The following is a 19,896-nucleotide window of genomic DNA, read 5'->3' as shown; positions in this document are numbered from 1 at the left end:
ACCGATCGCCGCAAAGTAAACTGCATGGTTACGTACAATCGCATCAATAACTTCCTTTGTGCGTTTTCCCTTACCGATCATAGCCTTTTCTCCAAGGTCAAGTAATGTCGGTGCATATTTATCCATACGTGAAGCTGTTGTTGGTCCTGCCGAACCGATTGGTCTCCCTTCTCGTGCCGGAGACGGTCCCATATAATATATTGTGCTGTCCTTAATATCGATCGGCAGTTCTTCTCCACGCTGCAGTGCCTCGATCATTCTTTTATGTGCAGCATCCCTTGCTACATAAATCGTTCCTGTAATATAAACATAATCACCAGATTTTAAATCTTTTGTGACTTCTTCCGTAATCGGTGTTGTAATGTGTTTATCCATGATAACCTCCATTCTTACGCTGCTTTTAAGCGCATCACAAGTTTGTGCGAAGCACAAATCCTGCGTGTGAAAAATGTATTTTGCATTTGAAAAGTCTTAATCTCAGACTGTCCTTACTACATGACGGTTTACATGACAACAGATATTAACAGCTACCGGAAGTCCTGCGATATGTGTCGGATAAGTATTGATATTGACTGCAAGTGCTGTTGTCGTACCGCCAAGTCCGCCCGGTCCAATGCCAAGTTTATTGATCTTTCCAAGCAGTTCTTCTTCCATATCTTTCACGTAAGGGATATCGGAATGTTCGCCAACCGAGCGTGTCAGCGCTTTTTTTGCAAGAATTGCACATTTTTCAAACGTACCACCGATCCCGACTCCCACGACCATAGGCGGGCATGCATTCGGTCCTGCATCTTTTACGGCTGTTAATATGGCATCTTTCACTCCTTCGATACCATCTGCCGGCTTTAACATGAACACGCGGCTCATGTTTTCACTTCCGAATCCTTTCGGTGCAATCGTAATCTTTACTTTATCTCCCGGTACAATGGAATAATGGATAACTGCCGGTGTATTATCTTTTGTATTTTCACGGATCAATGGATCTTTTACAACAGATTTCCGTAAAAATCCTTCTGTGTATCCCTGACGCACGCCTTCGTTAATGGCATCCTCGATCGCATCTCCCTCAAAATGAACATCCTGTCCCACTTCTAAAAAGATGACTGCCATTCCGGTATCCTGACAGATCGGTATCATCTCTTCATCTGCGATCTTTAAGTTATCCTGAAGCTGGTTTAAGATTTTTTTACCAAGTTCGGATTTTTCTGTCTCAACTGCCTGCTTCATTGCAATGTCCATATCTTTTGAAAGATAATGATTTGCTTCAATACACATCTCTTTGATATTTTCTGTAATTATCTGGGTATCGACTGTTCTGATCATGTTTTCTCCGTTTCTGCACTGCTGCCCGCTGTGCGTTTATTTTATTTTTGTTCCGGCTTGTCTAAATGAAAATGTTTTTTAAATTCCGTCAGAGTCTTATCGTTCTCTCTTGACTTCATATCAGGGAATGCCTTCATAAGACGCTTAAAACCAAAGTTCTTCTCCTCAAAAAGATGTTCATATTTTTCGGAAAGTTCGGAAAGTTCCGCCTTTTGTCTTTCGCGGTTTTTCTTCCACTCTTCGGATTTTTCAGTCCAGGCATTTTTCTTAGCTTCAAAACTGCTCTTAGCTTCCATAATATTTTCTTCCAGCACAAGTCTGGCATTTGCGGCAGTATCTGCAAATTTATCTTTCGCTGCGCCGGTTGTTCCTGTAATCTTATCTTTTGCTGCACCAGTCGTTCCTGCAATCTTATCCTTTGCTGTTCCAGTTGTCTCAACAATTTTATCTTTCGCTGCACCAGTCGTTTCTGTGATCTTTTCTTTGGCACTGCCCGGAATCTCCATCAGGTTATCCTTTGTTTCCGCTAATTTATCCAGCAGCTCCGCATGTGCCTTCTGGAATTCTTCTGATTTTTCTACGATGTCCGTCACGTTCTCATAAATGTTTTCTCCGATCTCATCAGACAGTTTATGTATACGTTCCGCCATTTCATCCATAACTTTGAGTCGTTTATTAAATTTCAGGATTGTTGCAACGGTAATGCCGCAGTCCACAAAAAAGACAGTCATGATAATACACAGCAATATTACGCCTGGAATATGCGGCATCAGTGTAATTCCTTTATAAATGATCGGATGCAGAACATCCATGATAAATGTACATGCAAGTCCCCAGTAGATGGAGAATTTGAGGCAGACATAGCCATGAATATTAAACGGCTTGTCAGAATAATCCCACCACTGGTTATGAAATACTTTTTCAAGCAGATATCCTGTAATATATTCCAGAATGGATGTCAGTAAAAATGAACCGATAAACAATATCAACAGATTTTCTTTCAATGGGGTTAACACCGCAACGACGATCACAACGCCACAGCCATAAATCGGACAGTAAGGTCCATTTAAAAATCCACGGTTTACAAAAATTCCACGGTCTAAGGCTGCATAAGATACTTCCGTACACCAGCCGATAAAGGCATAAATGATAAAAATCCATACGAGTTCATAAAAATTATGCGGCATATTTTCCCTCCATGTAAACAGATCTATTTTTCAAAAAATGAATTTTGTTCTGCAAAAATAAATTGACATAACTAAAAAAAGCAATAAATTATAAATAATTATAACTTATTGCTTTTTATGATTCAACTGTTACCGTTTCACCAACGCCACATTCTCATATCTGCTGTTACCGGATTTCTTTAACGGATCGCCGATATCTCCCCATGATGTTCATAGTTTGTAATCTCAGTCGTATGGTTATTTTCATCTACAAACACAACAACCGGTTTCTGCTGTTTTGCCTCTTCCGGCGTCACATGTGCATATGCCATGATGATCACTTTATCATTCGTCTGTACCATACGGGCTGCTGCACCGTTTAAACAGATGACTCCGCTGCCGCGCTCCCCTGCGATCGTATAAGTTTCAAAGCGTGCGCCGTTGTTTACATCCACGATCTGTACTTTTTCATATTCGAAGATTCCGGCATCCTCTAAAAGCTGGATATCTACGGTAATACTTCCCACATAGTCAAGTTCTGCCTGTGTTACGGTCGCGCGGTGGATTTTTCCTTTTAACATTGAAATTGTCATATTTTCCTCTTTTCTAGTCCTCGATCATAAAGTTGTCGATCAGTCTTGTTTTTCCGATGTATACTGCCATTGCTGCAAGTATGCCGTGTTCGATTGTATCGATCTGCTGCATTGTGGATAAATCTACAATTTTGACATAATCGATCTTTGCCAACGGTTCTTTTTCAATTTCCGCGGTCATTGCAGCAATCACTTTCTTACAGTCACGCTCTCCTTCTTTTACCATTTTTTCACCAAGGAAAACAGAACGGCTCAGAACAAGTGCAGCTTTTCTCTCTTCCGGGGAAAGATATGTATTTCTGGAGCTCTTTGCAAGACCATCCTCTTCACGGATGATCGGACAGCCGTGGATGGATAACGGCATGTTTAAATCTTTGACCATACGTTTGATGATCGCTAACTGCTGCGCATCTTTCTGTCCGAAATATGCATTGTCCGGAGTCACAATGTTAAACAGCTTGGATACAACCGTACATACTCCACGAAAGTGAACCGGCCTGCTTAATCCACAAAGTTCTTTTGTGAGCACATCCATATCCACAAAGGTATAGAAGTTATCCCCATACATCTCATCCGGTGTCGGATGGAAGATCAGATCAACTCCATGCTCCTCACAGAGTTTTGCGTCATGCTCTAAATCTCTTGGATAACTGGCTAAATCCTCATTTGGTCCAAACTGGATCGGATTTACAAAAATGCTGACCACTACTTTGCCGTTATTTTTGCGTGCCGCATCAATAAGGCTCGCATGTCCCTCATGTAAATAGCCCATGGTCGGAACAAAACCGATCGTATTTCCTTCTTTTTTCCACTCTTTTACCTGTTCTCTTACTTCATTTATGGTTGATACGATTTTCATTTTTTTGTCCCCCTAATATAATTTTTCGATCACGGAATCGTCTATTTTAAAACAGTGCTCTGCTGACGGAAATGTTCCCTCTTTTGTCTCTTTGATGTATGCTGCCATTCCCTCGCGCATTGCATCACCGACATTTGCGAATACTTTTACGAATTTTGGACGGAAATCACCGTACATGGCAAGCAGATCCTGATAAACAAGCACCTGACCGTCACAATCTGCGCCTGCCCCGATACCGATGGTCGGAATCTTAAGTGTCTCCGTGATTTTCTTCGCAAGTTTTGCCGGTACACATTCCAGAACAACCATGCATGCACCTGCTTCTTCCACTGCTTTTGCATCCTCGATCAGTTTCTGTGCTGCTTCGATATCTTTGCCCTGTACTTTAAATCCGCCAAATGCATTGACCGACTGTGGTGTCAGTCCAAGATGTGCAACGACCGGGATCGATGCCTGTACGATTGCTTTGATATGCGGGGCAAATTCTACTCCACCCTCTAATTTGACTGCGTTTGCTCTGCCCTCTTTCATCAGGCGTCCCGCATTGACCACCGCATCATAGACGGAAGTCTGGTAGGACATAAACGGCATATCTGCAACAACAAATGCATTTTTTGCTCCTCTGGTCACTGCTGCCGTGTGATGGATCATATCTTCCATGGTCACGGATAATGTATCATCATAACCAAGCATGACCATACCCAGTGAATCTCCGACTAAGATCGTGTTCACGCCGGATTCATCCATGATCTTTGCGGTCGTGTAATCGTAAGCCGTTACCATTGTGATCTTGTCGTGTTCGTCTTTTTGCTTCTGCAAAGTCAGTACTGTGTTTTTCATTTTTCATTCTCCATTCCTGCATGTGAAAATCTTTATTTTTCACACGATTTTTTAATTTTTGTCGGCATGAAAACTTCTTTCATTGCCGCATAATCTCTATCCGGATTTTTCTGCTCCGCAATCTCTAAAAGCTGCTTTGCATTTTCCAGATAGGCTTTTTTCATGTCAGCATTCAATGCATCCAGATGTTTCTGTACGGTATTTTTGTCACCGCGCTCCACAGGTCCGGTCAGGGAAGCAATACATCCCTGTGCATGGATATTTTCCAGATTGCCTTTTGCAAGCCGGTACAATTCCTCATTTGCCTGTTGTTCCGTAAAACCGCACTCTAAGAACAGTTTTTGCGCCATAAAAAATACCGCCGTCATATGGTTTGATGCCAAAGACGCCGCTGCATGATATTTGATTTTGTTTTCCGCAGAAATAAAACAGGTACGGTTTCCCATCTGCGTAAACATTTCTTGGATATTGGAGATATTTCGTGCATCCCCCTCAATGGTGAACAGTACATCACCAAGCGCCTGCCAGGATGTTTCCCTGTCACTGATGGCACAGAGTGGATGAATAGAATAGGCCATACTACCAGTACGATCTATATCAGAAAAGATGTTCGAACTGTGAATCCCGCTGCAGTGTGCAATGATTTTACCATGGGTATACGGTCTTGCCGACTCCCAGACTTCCCTGATTCTGTCATCAGGTACGGTAAAAAAGATCATGTCGCTGCTGCTAATGATTTCTTTGATACTTTGATATTGCTTTGTGTGTGTAAAATTTGCTGCCCATGCGGCAGACTCTGGGCTTAGACTATAATAACCTCCTACTTTCCTGCCCTTACTGATAAAATATTTTCCGAGTGACACGCCGACTTTCCCGGCGCCAATAAAACTGATCTGCATGCGATCCTCCTCTGACGGACAGGGGATTTTCCCCCTTTGTCTGGCGGAGCAAAATGTGAACCGGATTTCACTCCCCGTTTTGTGAAGCAGCATGCGACTGTCTCATTCCGTCGACTGACGGATACAAGCGGTTTTCCTGGTTTTATTCTCTTTTTCTGATAAAAAATATGTTCTGGTATGATTTCCTGTATACGGAATATCATCCAAAACATACTATAACACTTCACTGCGCACGGTTCAATTGTGAATTTTTTATCAGGCAAACACAAATTTGGATATCTTACATTTTCCCTCCACCTGGATCTGAATGGTTTCCGGTTTTCCGGTTTCAATAAAATTTTCCGGCAGATCCATCTCTAACATCCGGTAACAGTCCACCGGCTCTGCAGTGACCGTTGCGACATTTTTCCCTGTCACAGTCACCTTGACCGGTTCTAATACTTTTAACGTGATGTTCAACCTAAGCGGCTTTTTGCTGAATACAAAATCATGATAAATTAACTTTCCACTCACCGGCTGTTCTTTCATCTCATCCGGATCATCTCCGGCACAGCCAGGGATCACACAGGATGAACCGTTGATTCCCCGATGTAAAAACATGTGGTCATATGCATCATAACAGTCGGCAGCAGTTGCCTGGAACGGATTTCTTTTTCCGGCATGCGTTCCATCAATTTCAATACTCTGTTCTAAGCGGATATCCTGTGATGACGCGCCTGCCATAAATTGATATGTTCCGTCTTCTAAGATCATACGCTCTGAGATCACATCATAATACTCTAACTCCCACAACTGTACTGTAAAGTTAACTTTTCTGATTTCTTTCGGTTTTATATTATGGACACGCTCAAATCTAGCCAGCTGTTTGATCGGTCGTTTTACACGGGAATCCTTTTTATGCACATAAAGCTGTACGACTTCATCCCCGGTTTTTTCTCCGGTATTCCTGATAAAGCAGCTCACTTTGATACAGCCGCGTTCTTTTTTGATCTGCATTTTTTCGTAGGAAAATGCTGCATAAGTCAGACCATATCCAAACGGATAGAGCACTTCTCTGTCAAAATACTGGTAAGTGCGTTTTCCCTGAATGATATCATAGTCGTTCATATCCGGCAGATCTTCATCCGAACGGTACCATGTCATATTTAATCGTCCCGCAGCTGCTGCTTTTCCGGTCAGCACATCTGCGATTCCGTGTCCAAGTTCCTGACTGCCCGATGCAGACAGCAGGATCGCCGGAACATTTTTCTCCAATTCACCGATGGCATACGGATAGTTGCTGATCAAAGCCACAATGGTGTTCGGATTCACTGCTGCCACCCGTTTTACCAGTTCTTCCTGCTCCGTCGGAAGTACAATCGTGGTGCGGTCAACTTCCTCTTTGCTGTTGATGACCGGATTGCAGCCAATGACTGCTATCACATGATCAGCTTCTTTTGCTGTTTTCTCCGCAGCAGTTTTCCCGTCTTTTACGATCTCTATCTCAAATCTTGCCGGCGGATTATCCACGCAGATGGAAAAATGACCATCTTTATCCACAATTACCTGCTTCTTATTCCAGCTTTCCAGTGTAAAACTGCTTTTTTCCCACTTCAAATTCCACAACTCACGGACAAACCAGCCAAACGCCTCTTTTTTGTCTGCCTTGATGATATCTGTATCCTCCTCTAAAGTGACAAATCTGCCGTTGCTTTTTGCCACCAGGGTCATGCTGCCACAGCCCCAGTCATTCAAAATAAATGTTTCTGCCTGCTCTTTTATTACCAGTTTTAACCGGGTATTCTCATCCAGTCCCACATAGCATTTATCACTGGTTTGATCCGCCAGGCGGATACGGATTTCAGACAAACCGGTTTCATGACTGATCTTTGCATTTGGAAATGCTTCTCTGATTCCATCTAAGACAGTAACCTCATAAGGAGGGATGCCACAATACCAGTCCTTGTACCACACATCAGAGAGTGGACCTACTACTGCTACATTTTTTACTGTATTTTCATCAAACGGAAGAATTTCATTTTCATTTTTCAAAAGGACAACCGCCTCATCCGCCATTTTACGCGCAAGTTGTTTGTGTTCCTCATTGTTGATATATTCTTCGCCCATGTTCTGATACGGGCAGTCGCCCTCTTTATCAAACATGCCAAGCCTTATCCTTGTCCGGAACGAATTGCGCACCGATTCATCAATATCTTTTTCCGTGATCCAGCCGTTATCTAATGCCTCCCTTGCCGCAGCATAAACAATCTCTCCATCATCCGTGAAACAGTCAACACCAGCCTTTAATCCATTTGCCAGTGTTTCCCCGTGCGTCTGATAAAAATGATGGTCGTTCACCGTCTGTGAAAAATCGCCTCCGTCACAAACAACATGCCCGGGCAGTCCATAGGTGCCTTTTAGGACATGGCGCACCTCGTCATTGACGATCGCCGGAATCCCGTTGATCTCATTGTAGGAGGTCATGACTGCCTCCGCGCCGCCCTCCATGATCGCCTTTTTGAACGGTTTTAAATAATATTCGTTTTTATTTCTCCTGTCTACGGAAGATGAAATCTTAATGCGGTCTTTCTCCACATTGTTTGCGTAAAAATGTTTCAGCGTTGCCCCGCAACGGATATAAAAAGGATCCTCGCCCCTCATACCGCGGATATATGCGCCCGCCATCTCTCCGGTCAGATACGGATCTTCGCCGTATGACTCTTCCGTCCTTCCCCATCTCGGATCGCGCTCCATATCAATCGTTGGCGCCCAGCGGCAGAGCCCGCCTCCACCATTTCTTGTATACAAAGCCCTGGCTTCCTCGCCGACAGCGCGACCACATTCTCTGATCAGCTCCCTGTCAAAACTCGCACTCATACCGATCGGCTGAGTGAAAGCTGTGGTCGGCTCCGGCTCCCCTTTATTAAATGCCTGGTCATGTCTCGCCTCAATCCCGTGTGCAGCCTCACCGCCCATATAAGTTGCCCGGATTCCAAGCCTCGGAATGTCAGGGCATCCGGTTGTCAGACAGTGTATTTTTTCTTCAAGCGTCATTGCCCCTGTCAGATAGTCAAGACGTTCTTCTATCGAAAGACTGTTATCCCACAGCGGTGTGTTCTGTTCAAATTTTATATTTTTCTCCATTTTCTGCCTTGCTGCTGTAAGAACCTGTGTTCCATACAGCAGTCCCCCTCCTGCAAGTTTCTCATTTTCTTCAATGTATCATTTCTTTTTTTAGAAAAATACCTGCAAATGGAGCGGTGTTTTGCAATAAAAAACAGATCTCTTACCGGTTTTGTAAACTTACTTTTTCATTCAGCTTTGTGACCTCTCTCTTTGCCCTGCTGTATAATGTGATCCAGATTCCAACATAGATTCCGATAAATATCGCAAAATACACAACGACCCCTGCAATGCTATGTTTCATCCAATACATCAGATATGCAACCGGAAATGTTGCAATCGAACCTGCCAGCAGATGAGTCACTGTCTGCCGCAGCAGGCTCCAGTCATCCATCTCCCATATCACGGACGCGCCTGCCCAGACTGCACCGTACAGCAAAGATGCGATCATCTGCGCCACGACCGCATTAATTTCATTTCCACACTGCTCCACCAATGCCGGGACAACCGGATAATAATTTCCGTCACCGTATATGAGTGAAGAAAAAATTGTGATTGCAGTACTGATTGCCAGACCGATCGGCGCACCTATAAGCGCTCTGCATAAAATTCTTTTTTTCATGATAACCTCCATTCCTGTGTATGAAAAATATATTTTTCACACACACCACCATTTCTATAATCCCAATACCTGTTTGATTTTTCTGACGTAACGCCTTGAAACATACGTTGCTGTTTTGTCTGACATCGAAACACAGATCGTCCCGGAAAAACTTAAGTCAAATTTTTTTACTTCTTTCAGGTTAATGATCTCCGAATTGGAGATGCGGATAAACATTTTTTTGTTCAGTCTCTCCTCTAACTCATACAGTCTTGCCTTTAACCGGTAGCTGCCGTCTTTTGTCTTTGCATATACCCTGTCATTTTCTGCATAGATCCGTATTATTTCCGTCTGTTCTAACAAAATGATTTCGCCATTCTCGTGAATCGCCGCAAAGACTTCCGGTTTTTCCTCCGACAGCAACTTTACGATCTGCGATACTTCTTCGGTCATCTTGTCTGTATGGATGATGATCTTGGGTTCTTTGCAGGATTCGTCGAGTTTTATTTCTATTTGCATTTTCTCACTTCCTCCTTTCTGATGTCATTATAGGCAATGTCTGGAACGGTTTCTACTGATTTGCGGCAGGTGGTCGGTTTTAGGCGGTGGATGGTAAAAAAACAGGGTGCTGCCACCCTGTTTTTTTGTTCTGACTTATTTTGATAACTCATCAACGTTTTTCACGCTTACCATTCTTTTGTCACGGATCTGGTAAATTTTATTACAGTACCTCAAATTCTCTTTTCGATGTGTGATCAGAAAGATAATCTTATCCGGGCAGTGGCTGATCCCATCTAAAATATCCTTTTCGGTCGTTTCATCCAGTGAACTTGTCGGTTCGTCTAAAATCAGAACCTCTGCCTCCTCGGTATACATTCTAGCCAGTGCGATTCTTTGTTTATCACCGCCGGACAGATTGTTGCCATTTTCCAGAATAAAAGGTGTAAAGATATCACGTTCTTTTGTAAATTTATCTAAAAAACGAATGTTCTGGTATACCTCCGGTTCCATTTTCCTGCGCCCAAAGTTTAAGTTATCATAAAATGAACCTGTTATGATTGGCACATTCTGCGAATAAAATGACATTTGTTTCCGAAGGGAATGGTTTTCAATATTCTCCAGCGGGATTCCATTGATCTTAATTCCGGTATTCTGATCCCAGAATTTTAAAATACTTTTCATCAGTGTCGTTTTTCCACAACCGGACTCCCCCACGATTCCAATGATATCTCCCTTTTTTGCCTGGATATGAATATCTTTTGCCAGTAAGATCCCGTCCATCGTCTGAAGTTTTTCCATATCGACCGCGACATCATCAATATGATCTATCTTTATATCTCCACTCTGTTCCTGCTCATCCTCCACAAGCTGTAAAAATTCCCGGCTTGCCTTTACCTCTCTTAAATTCAGGTTTACCTTCACAATATTTGAGATGGCAGGTAAAAGATACGACATGAGAATCGAAATTGTAAAAATGCTGTTTAATTTTGTATTCCCCTGCAGATACATATAAAATACCACGATCAAAATAATGTTTTGGGCGAACATGTTAAAAAAATCGATGACTTCACTCATCCCACGCGCATAAACATTTACCCTTTTATTTTCCTGTTCGATAATTTCTAAATGTTTTTCAAGTATGTCATTCAGATTTGTATTGTCTTCATTCTGCTTGATAAAATCTACCTGATTGGCGATCTGATAAATGTCTTTTCGCTCCTTTGGAATAATCCGCTGCATCTCGGCTGATTTTTTCAGTAAATTTTTATTCAGGATATAAAATCCAGCCACATTGAGTATCAAGATAAACAGCATCACCAGAAAAATAAAAATATTGATGGTCAGGGAGTATAACAGAATCAACAAAATAACCAGTGATTTTGCAGTCAGTATCGGGACCGACATAATATACAGATTCGCCAATGTGAGCACCGTCGAGTCTGCCCGCTCCGTCAGGTACGTTGCACCGTACTTTATGATTGATGCGTATTTCATGGAATAGATTTTCTGGTAAATTTCCTTCGACAAATTTTTCTTGTACTCTTTTTGCATGTGCAGCTCGATCAATAGATAGACAAACTGGATACAAATCTCAAGCAGCATAAACCCTATGATAAATGCTATCACACGATCCGTCAGTGCAAGTTTTCCATTGATGATCTGATTTACCGCGAGCGGAACTGCAAAAATGATCAGATTGATCACAACCTCAAATATAATCAAGATTGCTTGTATAATATAGTATCTTCCAAATTTTTCTATTTTCATATTTTTTTTACCCAATCATCCATTAATTTATCATTTACAACTATATCTGGTATAATACCTACATTATTTATTTTAGTTTTTGATGTATAGTATTCATATACAGGTAACAATATTTCTAAATTATGTGATATTTTTATTTTTTTTTGCATTACCCCTTTTCCCTTTGTTATTTCCCCTATAATAAATGCCCTTTTTTCATTTTTTAAAACTAAAGATATTAACTCAGCAGAACTGGCTGTATATGAATTAACCATAATTATAATCTTGGTATTATTATCCAGATGTGAATTAATATATACACCATATTTTTTCTTCTCAATGTTCTCCACATAATAAATAGGCTCTTCTGAGCATACAAAATTTTCTAAAAACTTATTTGCAAGCAATACATTTCCCCCCATATTATCTCTCAAGTCTAATATTAATGTTCTATTATTTAAATTTAACATTTTAATTTTTTTTATAGTACTTTCAGAGAAATATTGGATTTTTACATATGTGATTTGCTCACTTTCCTTAGAAAAAAAAAACGTTTCTTTTTTACTTAAACATATATCAGGTATCTGTACTTGTAAAATTTTTTCATTTCTTAGGATTTTAAAATTTTTTTCACTTTTTTGTAATATACTTTCTCCATTTAAAATAATATCATCTTTATGTATTCCTAATTTATTTTCACTCTCTAATATATATATAATATTATTTATTTTTAAATATTTTATTTCTAATAAATCTAATATATTATCAACACGCTTTCCATTTTCTATAAATCTACTAAATCTATCATTTTTTAGACCAAGTGTATAATTTATAATACTTTTCACTTCATTTTCACTTATTTTTTCATAGTAAACACTAAAAAACCTTACTAAACTATCATTGTACCTATCTTTATACATTATCCTTACCTTCAAACAGTGATAACAAAAATTTTTTTGCATTTTCTTTGTATATTTTGCACATAAAATCATTTGAATGATTTACATCATTATAAACTCTATAAGCTAAATTGGGGCATCCACCTAAACATATATATTTATATTTACATTTTTTACATCTTTCTTTATGCATAATACTTTTAAAACTATTTTTTTTATCCATAATATTACATAGAAATTCTTCATACCAATTATCATCAAGTATATTTCCAAACTTATATATCGTTCTTACAAAAGTTTGACATGGGTATATATCCCCATTTGAATCAATTGCAATTATTCTTTTTCCTGCACCACACATTGATGGCTTATTTCCATCTATTAAGTTATTATCTAATCTAGGCATATTTTTTACTTCGTCTTTATTATTAGGCAAGCATGTGCTTACAATATATTTAATTTTTAACTTGTCAAAGTATTTTCTATTTCGTTCTATTATATTTTCATTTCCTTTTGTAACAACAGATCTTACACATATTTTTTCTTTATATTTCTCTGGTAATTGTTCTATCGTACTTAATACATCATAACCATCTATTCCCTTCCTTGTTAAGGAATTTTCTTTATTATCAATATTATCAATACTAACAATACATTTATCTATAACCCCTAATATAGATATATGTTTATTCAATAAGGTACCATTAGTCAATAGACAAACATTAAATTTTAATTTTTTGGCCTCTTTTAAAATTTCTTCTATATCATTTCTTAGTAACGGTTCTCCTCCCGTAAAATTAACAACTTCTACATTTATTTTCTTTAACTTATTTAAAATTTTTATTATATTTTTTGTATCTAATTCCTTTGAAAGATTTAAATTCTTTTTATTATAACAATATGTACAATTTAAGTTACACCTTTGTGTTACATGGAAATATACAGTATTTATATTGACATTAATATCTTTTATTTTATATTCTTTTTCTTTGTATTCCTTTTCATTCTCTATTATTACACCATTTTTCTTTAATATCTTTAAATTTTCATCTACTATCATGTTGGTTTCTATGCATTTTCCCATATTATATTTAATAAAATGGGCACTATCTTTATTAACCATTATTGCCCTATTAATGAAATAATTATATATTACTACTTTTTTGTCTTTACCTAAAAATATTAAATCACTACTAACTCTCATTTTTCCCCCATATTATAAGGCTACTAATTATAAATTTATATATAATCAGTAGCCCCTTTTTAGTTATTCTTCACTTTCAGCCTCTCCAGCCCCCATACCTGCACTAAATGCCTTTGCACAACTGCATCCACATGCACATAAACTTTCCAGTTCTTCTTCGCTTAATTCAACAATTTTTTCATCTCTCATTTGTTTTTCCTCCATAAATATTATTTAGTTTGTGCACTAACTATAAAATTATTTTAATAATTTATATAAAAAAGACCATACCATAACTGGAAAATGTTATTTTCCAGTTATGGTATGGTCTTTTTGCTACTTATGAATTATATTAAAAAATATTTTCAAAGGGAGACTAAAATGAAACAATTATTAAAAAAGATACTTATAATACTATTGTTTACTATTAATATTTCTATGAATTTTCATAATAATTCATCTTATTCTTTTAATTACTATGAAACAATGCCCCTATCTGAAGGCAGTTACATGGATTTACGTGAATTTTAACTTTTACAGCTCCATATGAAATTCTTTTCTATATGCATTTCTTAAAATCTGACATTTTTCTTTACTCCTCCTTGCAACAGCTATATAATACGCCTTCTGCAACAATTCTCTTCCGATCTGTAAATCTTCCTTTTTTCGTTCCCCAGTTTCTATCTGTCTGAGAATAATCCATGCTTTATCACTTAATACATCGCTGATGATATTTCCAATATTTTTTTCTAAAGCCTCCCTCAGGCATTGTTCACATAATGTTAAAGCCTCTTTATATCTTTTTTGTTTGTTATATGTGACCGTCAGATTTCTAAGAATTAACACTTTCATATAATCTGCATACGCTCCAAAAATATAATCCTTTTGCAAGCATTGTAGCAGTCTCTCAAAAATATACACCGCCTCATCCACATCCCCGGCATGTGCATAAGCATTTGCAAGGCTCATCAGATTCATGATTTCCTGTTCGGTAAACGGGAAATCTTTTTTCAGACATTCCTCATAATCCGGAAGTGTCAGCCGGACTGCCTCCTGCAATTTTTCGATTGTTGTCTGATTGTCACTTCTTTTGCAGTAATAGTCCATCAATGCTTCTGACTTTAAAAGATACTGCCTGGTGATCACATTATCATCCGCTTTCTCTTTCATCCTGCCTAAATATAAATCTGCTTTTTCATAGTCATAATTCTGCATTGCCTGCTCAAAAAGTTTTCGTTCCTCTAACAGTTCTAAGTTCTTCCCAACACAGATGGCATAGCTCTTTTCCGGTACACGCTCCATTTTTGCCATGAGTCTTGCATACAGTTCTCTTTTTACGCGAGTCTTTCCGCTCTCGATACGATACAATGTCTGTACCGAACAAATCTCATCACTCAGTTTTTCCCTGGACATTCCAACAAACTCTCTTGTCATCCGTATTATATCTCCGGCTCTGTAGTTTGACATACTAATCCCTCACCATACTTTTCTGCATCCCGTGCCTTTTCATCCTGCCCCTCCAACTGATACAGACACGCAGCAATCTTACATTCTTCCATCGCTTTCTTTAACAGCATATTTTTATCCGCATTTTTTGGCGTGAGCTTTTCTCTCGTTTTTGCCCGCAGAAAATAGATGTCTGCAAGATGATAAAAACCCGCTCCCTCACTGATACATTGAATCGCTTTTTCTGTGTAAAACATAATTTTTCTGTAATCATTTTTTCTCTGTTGTATGGAGATCAGCTCTAAAAAGATATCCGTACTGACTTTTTCTTTTTTGCCCCCGGACTGATACCCACTGACATACGCTAAAATATTTAATAATTCCTGTTCTGCCATCTCTGTCTTCGACGGATCATAGTGTATGAGCAGCAGTATCATCCCGATCTCAACCGGACTGTACAGACGCACCTTTTCCATTGATTTCCTAAACTCAGGAATTGTGAGACAGATTCCTTTTTCTAAAATCCCACACAAACTGCTTCCAGTATTCTTTTCTGCGATCATGGTACGTGCTTCCTGATAAAGACAATATTGTTCATGTACAGATTCATCCTGTGGCATGACTCCCCGGTATTCTCTAATCTTCTTTTTCGCAGTTTTTACCTGATTGTTTTCCACAGATTTTTCAATCTGCTCCCTCATTTTCCACAATTCATAATCTTGTTCACTTAAAATTGTTTCAAACAGAGTGACTTCTTTTCCAATCCTTCCAAGCAGTGTCTGTCCAAGAAGTGAATCGACTTCCCTGTTCCCCTGTTCCAATCTCGACAAAGTGGTAACAGAACAGATTCCTCTGCAGATATCTTCCTGCCTCAGGTGATACTTCTCCCTGTAATATTTTAATACTACTTCCATTGTCTTTTGTTCCATAACCCACGCTCTTTGCAACTTCAGATTTTTACGCTTTTCATTGTTCCTTTAATATTCCAAATCTACACCAGAACATCTCCCTCTCTTCTTCCCTGCCTTTGAACCACTCATCTTTGATCTCATTCCTCTGATTTAGCCCGATTATTTTCACCGCTTCCACCGCAGCCTCACGCTGTGATATTTTCCGGTTTCCGGTCGTCATGCAATTTGCACCATCTGGCGTATCATATGCCAAAAAAGTCTGGTTGAGATCCATCAGATCAAACAGGCGTACCGGCTGGTTTGTGCGGTTGTCCACCAGAAATCCCCAGTTTCCCCAGTGGCGGTCCGTGTTGCCGGTCAGATAATCGAGCAGGTTCATCATGTAGTAGGAATATGCATCCAGCTTTAACACGAAATCCATAACGTGAATGTCATGATTTGCTGCATAGATCTCAAATGCCTCCATCGATACCATGCTGTAATCCACCGACGTAATGATTCTGCTTTTTGAAACTTTCTGTCCGTCAAACATGCTTTCCTCATAAAGCACCTGTCTGCAGTCAAAACAGCGGCAGATCTTACTTGACAGGATTTCATTTTCCACAGCCCTGATGTTTCCATCTTTTAAAAGTGCAAACGAATTTTTCTCCCTGATCCACGCTTTTGGAAACACACCGTTGGTTGAGAGATCGTCCGCGATCTGGTAACTGTTCTCTACCGTCATCTGTTTTCCGCGCAGGGAAATATCTACAAGTGCATTATCCAGATGATTTTCAAAAAGATTGATCTGCGCAAATGTGATATTCTCCCCTTTTTCCCGAACCCAGAAAATATCAGTCAGTGACAGACAGTGATAGGACAGCGCTATTTTGGCACGGTCACGGTCGGTCTGTGCCTGCAGTGCCCCGATACTGTTTAAAATTTCCTTTGCATAGACACGGTCAAGTGTCAGGACACGGGTTGCACACCAGTAATAAAAATTCGTGAGGTTATCCATGCGGATATCGAGATCATCATTTTCTGCTGTATCCTCCAGATAAATCGAAAAGGGCAGAAACGCCCTGTCCAAAACTGTGCATACTCCGTTCGTCCCAATGTCTGCTACTACCTTTTCGCCATGCATTAGTTCATACACTGTTTTTTCCATTCAGCTTCTGCCCTTTCTTCACTATACGGTTATCTATTCTTCCTCATCCTCGGAACCATCAGCCTCTGCGCGCTCTAACAGTTCTTTCATCAGCTCGTCGTCTGTCTCTGTATTTTCTACAGATGCCTTTTTTGCATTTTCCGCAGCGATGGCTGCACTTTCCTTTTCTTCCTCCTCACTGAGCAGTTCGGATGTGTCTGCATTGTCGATCAGACTCTTATCCTCACGGACTTTTGCGATACTTGCCACAGTGACATTCTCATCTAAGTTGATGAGTTTGACACCGGAAGTAATTCTTCCGAGCAACGTTGTATCACTGACTTTGATACGGATAATAATTCCTTCGGTGGTGATCAGCATCAGTTCATTGTCCTGGTTTACCGCTTTCACGCCGACAATATTTCCAGTCTTTTCGGTGATCTTGTAACATTTTACACCCTTACCGCCACGGTTCTGCGTGGTAAATTCGGAGATCAGTGTACATTTTCCAAGACCTTTTTCTGAAACGATCATGAGTGCATCCCCCTGGGACTGCATCTGCATACCGATAACTTCATCCCCATCCGTAAGATTCATACCGATGACTCCCATGGAAGTACGGCCTGTTTTTCTTACATCTGTCTCTTTAAACCGGATACACTGACCATATTTCGTCACTAAGAAAACATCCTGATTGTTATCTGTCTTTTTTACCTCGATCAGCTCATCATCTTCCCTTAAACTGATCGCAGCAAGTCCTGTCTTTCTGACATTTGCATAGTCGGTGATCGGTGTTTTCTTCACAATGCCTTTCTTTGTCGCCATGAACAGGAAATGTCCTTCCGTGTATTCACGAATCGGGATAACTGCCGTAATTTTCTCGCCCGGCTGGAGCTGGAGCAGGTTTACGATCGCAGTTCCCCTTGCGGTACGGCTTGCCTCCGGAATCTCGTAAGCCTTGATACGGTATACACGTCCGGTGTTTGTGAAGAACATCATGTAGTGATGGGATGTCGTCATCAAAAGTTCTTCGATGTAATCGTCATCGATCGTCTCCATTCCCTTGATTCCCTTACCACCACGGTTCTGTGCGCGGAAATTGTCAAGGCTCATGCGCTTGATGTAACCTAATTTTGTCATGGTAATGACAGTGTTTGTTACTGGAATCAGATCCTCCATGGAAATGTCGTACTCGTCAAATCCGATCGATGTTCTTCTGTCGTCGCCGTATTTATCCGCAATAAGCAGAATCTCCGTACGGATCACGCCGAGCAGTTTTTTCTTGTCTGCCAAAATTGCACGCAGTTCTGCAATGCGGTCCATCAGCTCTGCATACTCTGCTTCGAGTTTCTCACGTTCCAAACCTGTCAGTGCACGCAGACGCATATCTACAATTGCCTGTGACTGTGCATCGCTTAAGGAGAAACGCTCCATCAAACGTGATTTTGCTTCCTGCGTATTCTGGCTGCTCCTTATGATGCTGATGACTTCATCTATATTGTCAAGTGCGATCAGCAAGCCCTCTAAAATGTGGGCGCGTTCTTCCGCTTTGTTTAATTCGTATTTGGTTCTTCTGGTAACGACCTCTTCCTGATGGATCAGGTAATACTTTAACATGTCGTAGAGGTTTAAAACTTTCGGCTCGTTATTTACCAGTGCTAACATGATCACGCCAAAAGTATCCTGAAGCTGTGTATGTTTGTAAAGTAAATTCAATACGACATTCGGATTGACGTCACGGCGGAGTTCGATACAGATACGCATACCCTGACGGTCGGACTCGTCACGCAGATCTGTGATTCCATCCACTTTTTTATCGCGGACTAACTCGGCGATCTTCTCGATCAGTCTCGCTTTATTAACCATGTACGGAAGTTCGGTTACCACGATACGGTTTTTGCCGTTTTGCATTGGTTCTATATCTGTAATTGCACGCACACGGACTTTTCCACGTCCGGTACGGTAAGCCTCATTAATCCCGGCTGTTCCAAGAATCATGCCTCCGGTAGGGAAGTCCGGTCCCTTGACGATAGAGAGTAATTCTTCGATATCGGTATCGCGGTCCTCCTCGACTTTGTTGTCAATGATCTTTACCACGGCATTGATGACTTCACGCAGGTTGTGCGGCGGAATGTTGGTCGCCATACCAACGGCAATACCGGTAGTTCCGTTTACTAAAAGGTTCGGATAACGGGATGGCAGAACGGTAGGTTCTTTCTCCGTCTCATCAAAGTTTGGCACGAAATCAACGGTGTCTTTTCCGATATCGGCAAGCATTTCCATGGAAATTTTACTGAGACGCGCCTCCGTATATCGCATGGCAGCCGCGCCATCGCCGTCCACGGAACCAAAGTTTCCATGACCGTCAACTAACGGATATCTGGTCGACCACTCCTGTGCCATATTTACAAGTGCACCATAAATAGAACTGTCTCCGTGCGGATGGTATTTACCCATCGTATCACCGACGATACGCGCACATTTACGATGCGGCTTATCCGGACCATTGTTCAGTTCTATCATTGAGTAAAGCACACGGCGCTGTACCGGTTTTAAACCATCCCTTACATCCGGGAGCGCACGCTGCGCGATAACACTCATGGCATAATCGATATAGGATGTTTCCATCGTTTTTTTCAAATCGACGTCATGAATCTGATCAAAAATTTTATCATCCATCTGATTTCTTCTCCATTTCTAA

18 protein-coding genes (1 of these 18 only partly in view) are annotated in these 19,896 nt (G+C 40.3%); all 18 read right to left on the bottom strand.

Annotated features, from left to right (window positions below; genetic code table 11):
- Positions 1–375, bottom strand: partial view of a Fe-S-containing hydro-lyase gene (locus ACDD58_RS10370; protein WP_117920609.1) — the 5' portion only. The gene continues 177 nt to the left of window position 1, outside the view; 375 of the gene's 552 nt are visible here — the first part of the coding sequence; it begins with the start codon at positions 373–375; its stop codon lies off the left edge, out of view.
- 102 nt (positions 376–477) lie between these two features.
- A complete protein-coding gene (locus tag ACDD58_RS10365) occupies positions 478–1,323 on the bottom strand; it encodes a fumarate hydratase (protein WP_370777316.1) in 846 nt (281 codons plus the stop codon).
- A 41-nt stretch (positions 1,324–1,364) separates the two neighbouring features.
- Positions 1,365–2,510, bottom strand: a complete 1,146-nt coding sequence (locus ACDD58_RS10360) for a hypothetical protein (protein WP_370777314.1) — start codon at positions 2,508–2,510, stop codon at positions 1,365–1,367.
- Positions 2,511–2,689: 179 nt separating this feature from the next.
- Entirely contained in the window at positions 2,690–3,082 is a 393-nt protein-coding gene (gene panD, locus ACDD58_RS10355; protein WP_370777312.1) for an aspartate 1-decarboxylase, read from the bottom strand.
- A gap of 13 nt (positions 3,083–3,095) precedes the next feature.
- Positions 3,096–3,941, bottom strand: coding sequence for a pantoate--beta-alanine ligase (gene panC, locus ACDD58_RS10350; protein ID WP_370777310.1), 846 nt, complete (start codon positions 3,939–3,941; stop codon positions 3,096–3,098).
- Between the two features lie 12 nt (positions 3,942–3,953).
- Positions 3,954–4,781 carry a 3-methyl-2-oxobutanoate hydroxymethyltransferase gene (gene panB / locus ACDD58_RS10345; protein WP_118209743.1) on the bottom strand — a complete coding sequence of 276 codons (828 nt, stop codon included), beginning with the start codon at positions 4,779–4,781 and terminating at the stop codon, positions 3,954–3,956.
- A gap of 32 nt (positions 4,782–4,813) precedes the next feature.
- The gene (locus ACDD58_RS10340) at positions 4,814–5,680 is read right to left on the bottom strand and encodes a Rossmann-like and DUF2520 domain-containing protein (RefSeq protein WP_370777308.1); all 867 of its coding nucleotides are present in this window, start codon (positions 5,678–5,680) and stop codon (positions 4,814–4,816) included.
- A 255-nt stretch (positions 5,681–5,935) separates the two neighbouring features.
- Complete coding sequence (locus ACDD58_RS10335; RefSeq protein WP_370777307.1) at positions 5,936–8,803, bottom strand: glycoside hydrolase family 3 C-terminal domain-containing protein; 2,868 nt, start codon at positions 8,801–8,803, stop codon at positions 5,936–5,938.
- Between the two features lie 142 nt (positions 8,804–8,945).
- Positions 8,946–9,404: a DUF3021 domain-containing protein gene (locus ACDD58_RS10330; protein WP_015561059.1), complete on the bottom strand. Its 459-nt coding sequence runs from the start codon at positions 9,402–9,404 to the stop codon at positions 8,946–8,948.
- A 54-nt stretch (positions 9,405–9,458) separates the two neighbouring features.
- Positions 9,459–9,902, bottom strand: coding sequence for a LytTR family DNA-binding domain-containing protein (locus ACDD58_RS10325; RefSeq protein ID WP_006857732.1), 444 nt, complete (start codon positions 9,900–9,902; stop codon positions 9,459–9,461).
- Between the two features lie 135 nt (positions 9,903–10,037).
- Positions 10,038–11,651: an ABC transporter ATP-binding protein gene (locus ACDD58_RS10320; RefSeq protein WP_022112183.1), complete on the bottom strand. Its 1,614-nt coding sequence runs from the start codon at positions 11,649–11,651 to the stop codon at positions 10,038–10,040.
- On the bottom strand, positions 11,648–12,550 hold the full coding sequence (locus tag ACDD58_RS10315) for a S41 family peptidase (RefSeq protein ID WP_158570866.1): 903 nt from the start codon (positions 12,548–12,550) through the stop codon (positions 11,648–11,650). The genes ACDD58_RS10320 and ACDD58_RS10315 overlap by 4 nt, the downstream gene beginning before the upstream one ends.
- Positions 12,543–13,733 carry a radical SAM/SPASM domain-containing protein gene (locus ACDD58_RS10310; protein WP_022113190.1) on the bottom strand — a complete coding sequence of 397 codons (1,191 nt, stop codon included), beginning with the start codon at positions 13,731–13,733 and terminating at the stop codon, positions 12,543–12,545. The genes ACDD58_RS10315 and ACDD58_RS10310 overlap by 8 nt, the downstream gene beginning before the upstream one ends.
- A 63-nt stretch (positions 13,734–13,796) precedes the next feature.
- Entirely contained in the window at positions 13,797–13,922 is a 126-nt protein-coding gene (locus tag ACDD58_RS10305) for a hypothetical protein (protein ID WP_022113191.1), read from the bottom strand.
- Between the two features lie 324 nt (positions 13,923–14,246).
- A complete protein-coding gene (locus tag ACDD58_RS10300) occupies positions 14,247–15,179 on the bottom strand; it encodes a tetratricopeptide repeat protein (RefSeq protein ID WP_370777304.1) in 933 nt (310 codons plus the stop codon).
- Positions 15,152–16,087, bottom strand: a complete 936-nt coding sequence (locus ACDD58_RS10295; protein WP_370777303.1) for a hypothetical protein — start codon at positions 16,085–16,087, stop codon at positions 15,152–15,154. Before ACDD58_RS10295 ends, ACDD58_RS10300 begins: the two co-directional genes overlap by 28 nt.
- 37 nt (positions 16,088–16,124) lie before the next feature.
- Positions 16,125–17,216 carry a hypothetical protein gene (locus ACDD58_RS10290; RefSeq protein ID WP_370777302.1) on the bottom strand — a complete coding sequence of 364 codons (1,092 nt, stop codon included), beginning with the start codon at positions 17,214–17,216 and terminating at the stop codon, positions 16,125–16,127.
- A 33-nt stretch (positions 17,217–17,249) separates the two neighbouring features.
- On the bottom strand, positions 17,250–19,874 hold the full coding sequence (gene gyrA / locus ACDD58_RS10285) for a DNA gyrase subunit A (protein WP_006857736.1): 2,625 nt from the start codon (positions 19,872–19,874) through the stop codon (positions 17,250–17,252).
- Positions 19,875–19,896: the final 22 nt, after the last annotated feature.

The sequence above is a fragment of the Roseburia sp. genome (assembly GCF_041325975.1).
Classification (GTDB): domain Bacteria; phylum Bacillota; class Clostridia; order Lachnospirales; family Lachnospiraceae; genus Roseburia; species Roseburia rectibacter.
The sequence above is the reverse complement of the archived record's forward strand: the minus strand, read 5'-3'. Positions and strand labels throughout refer to the sequence as shown.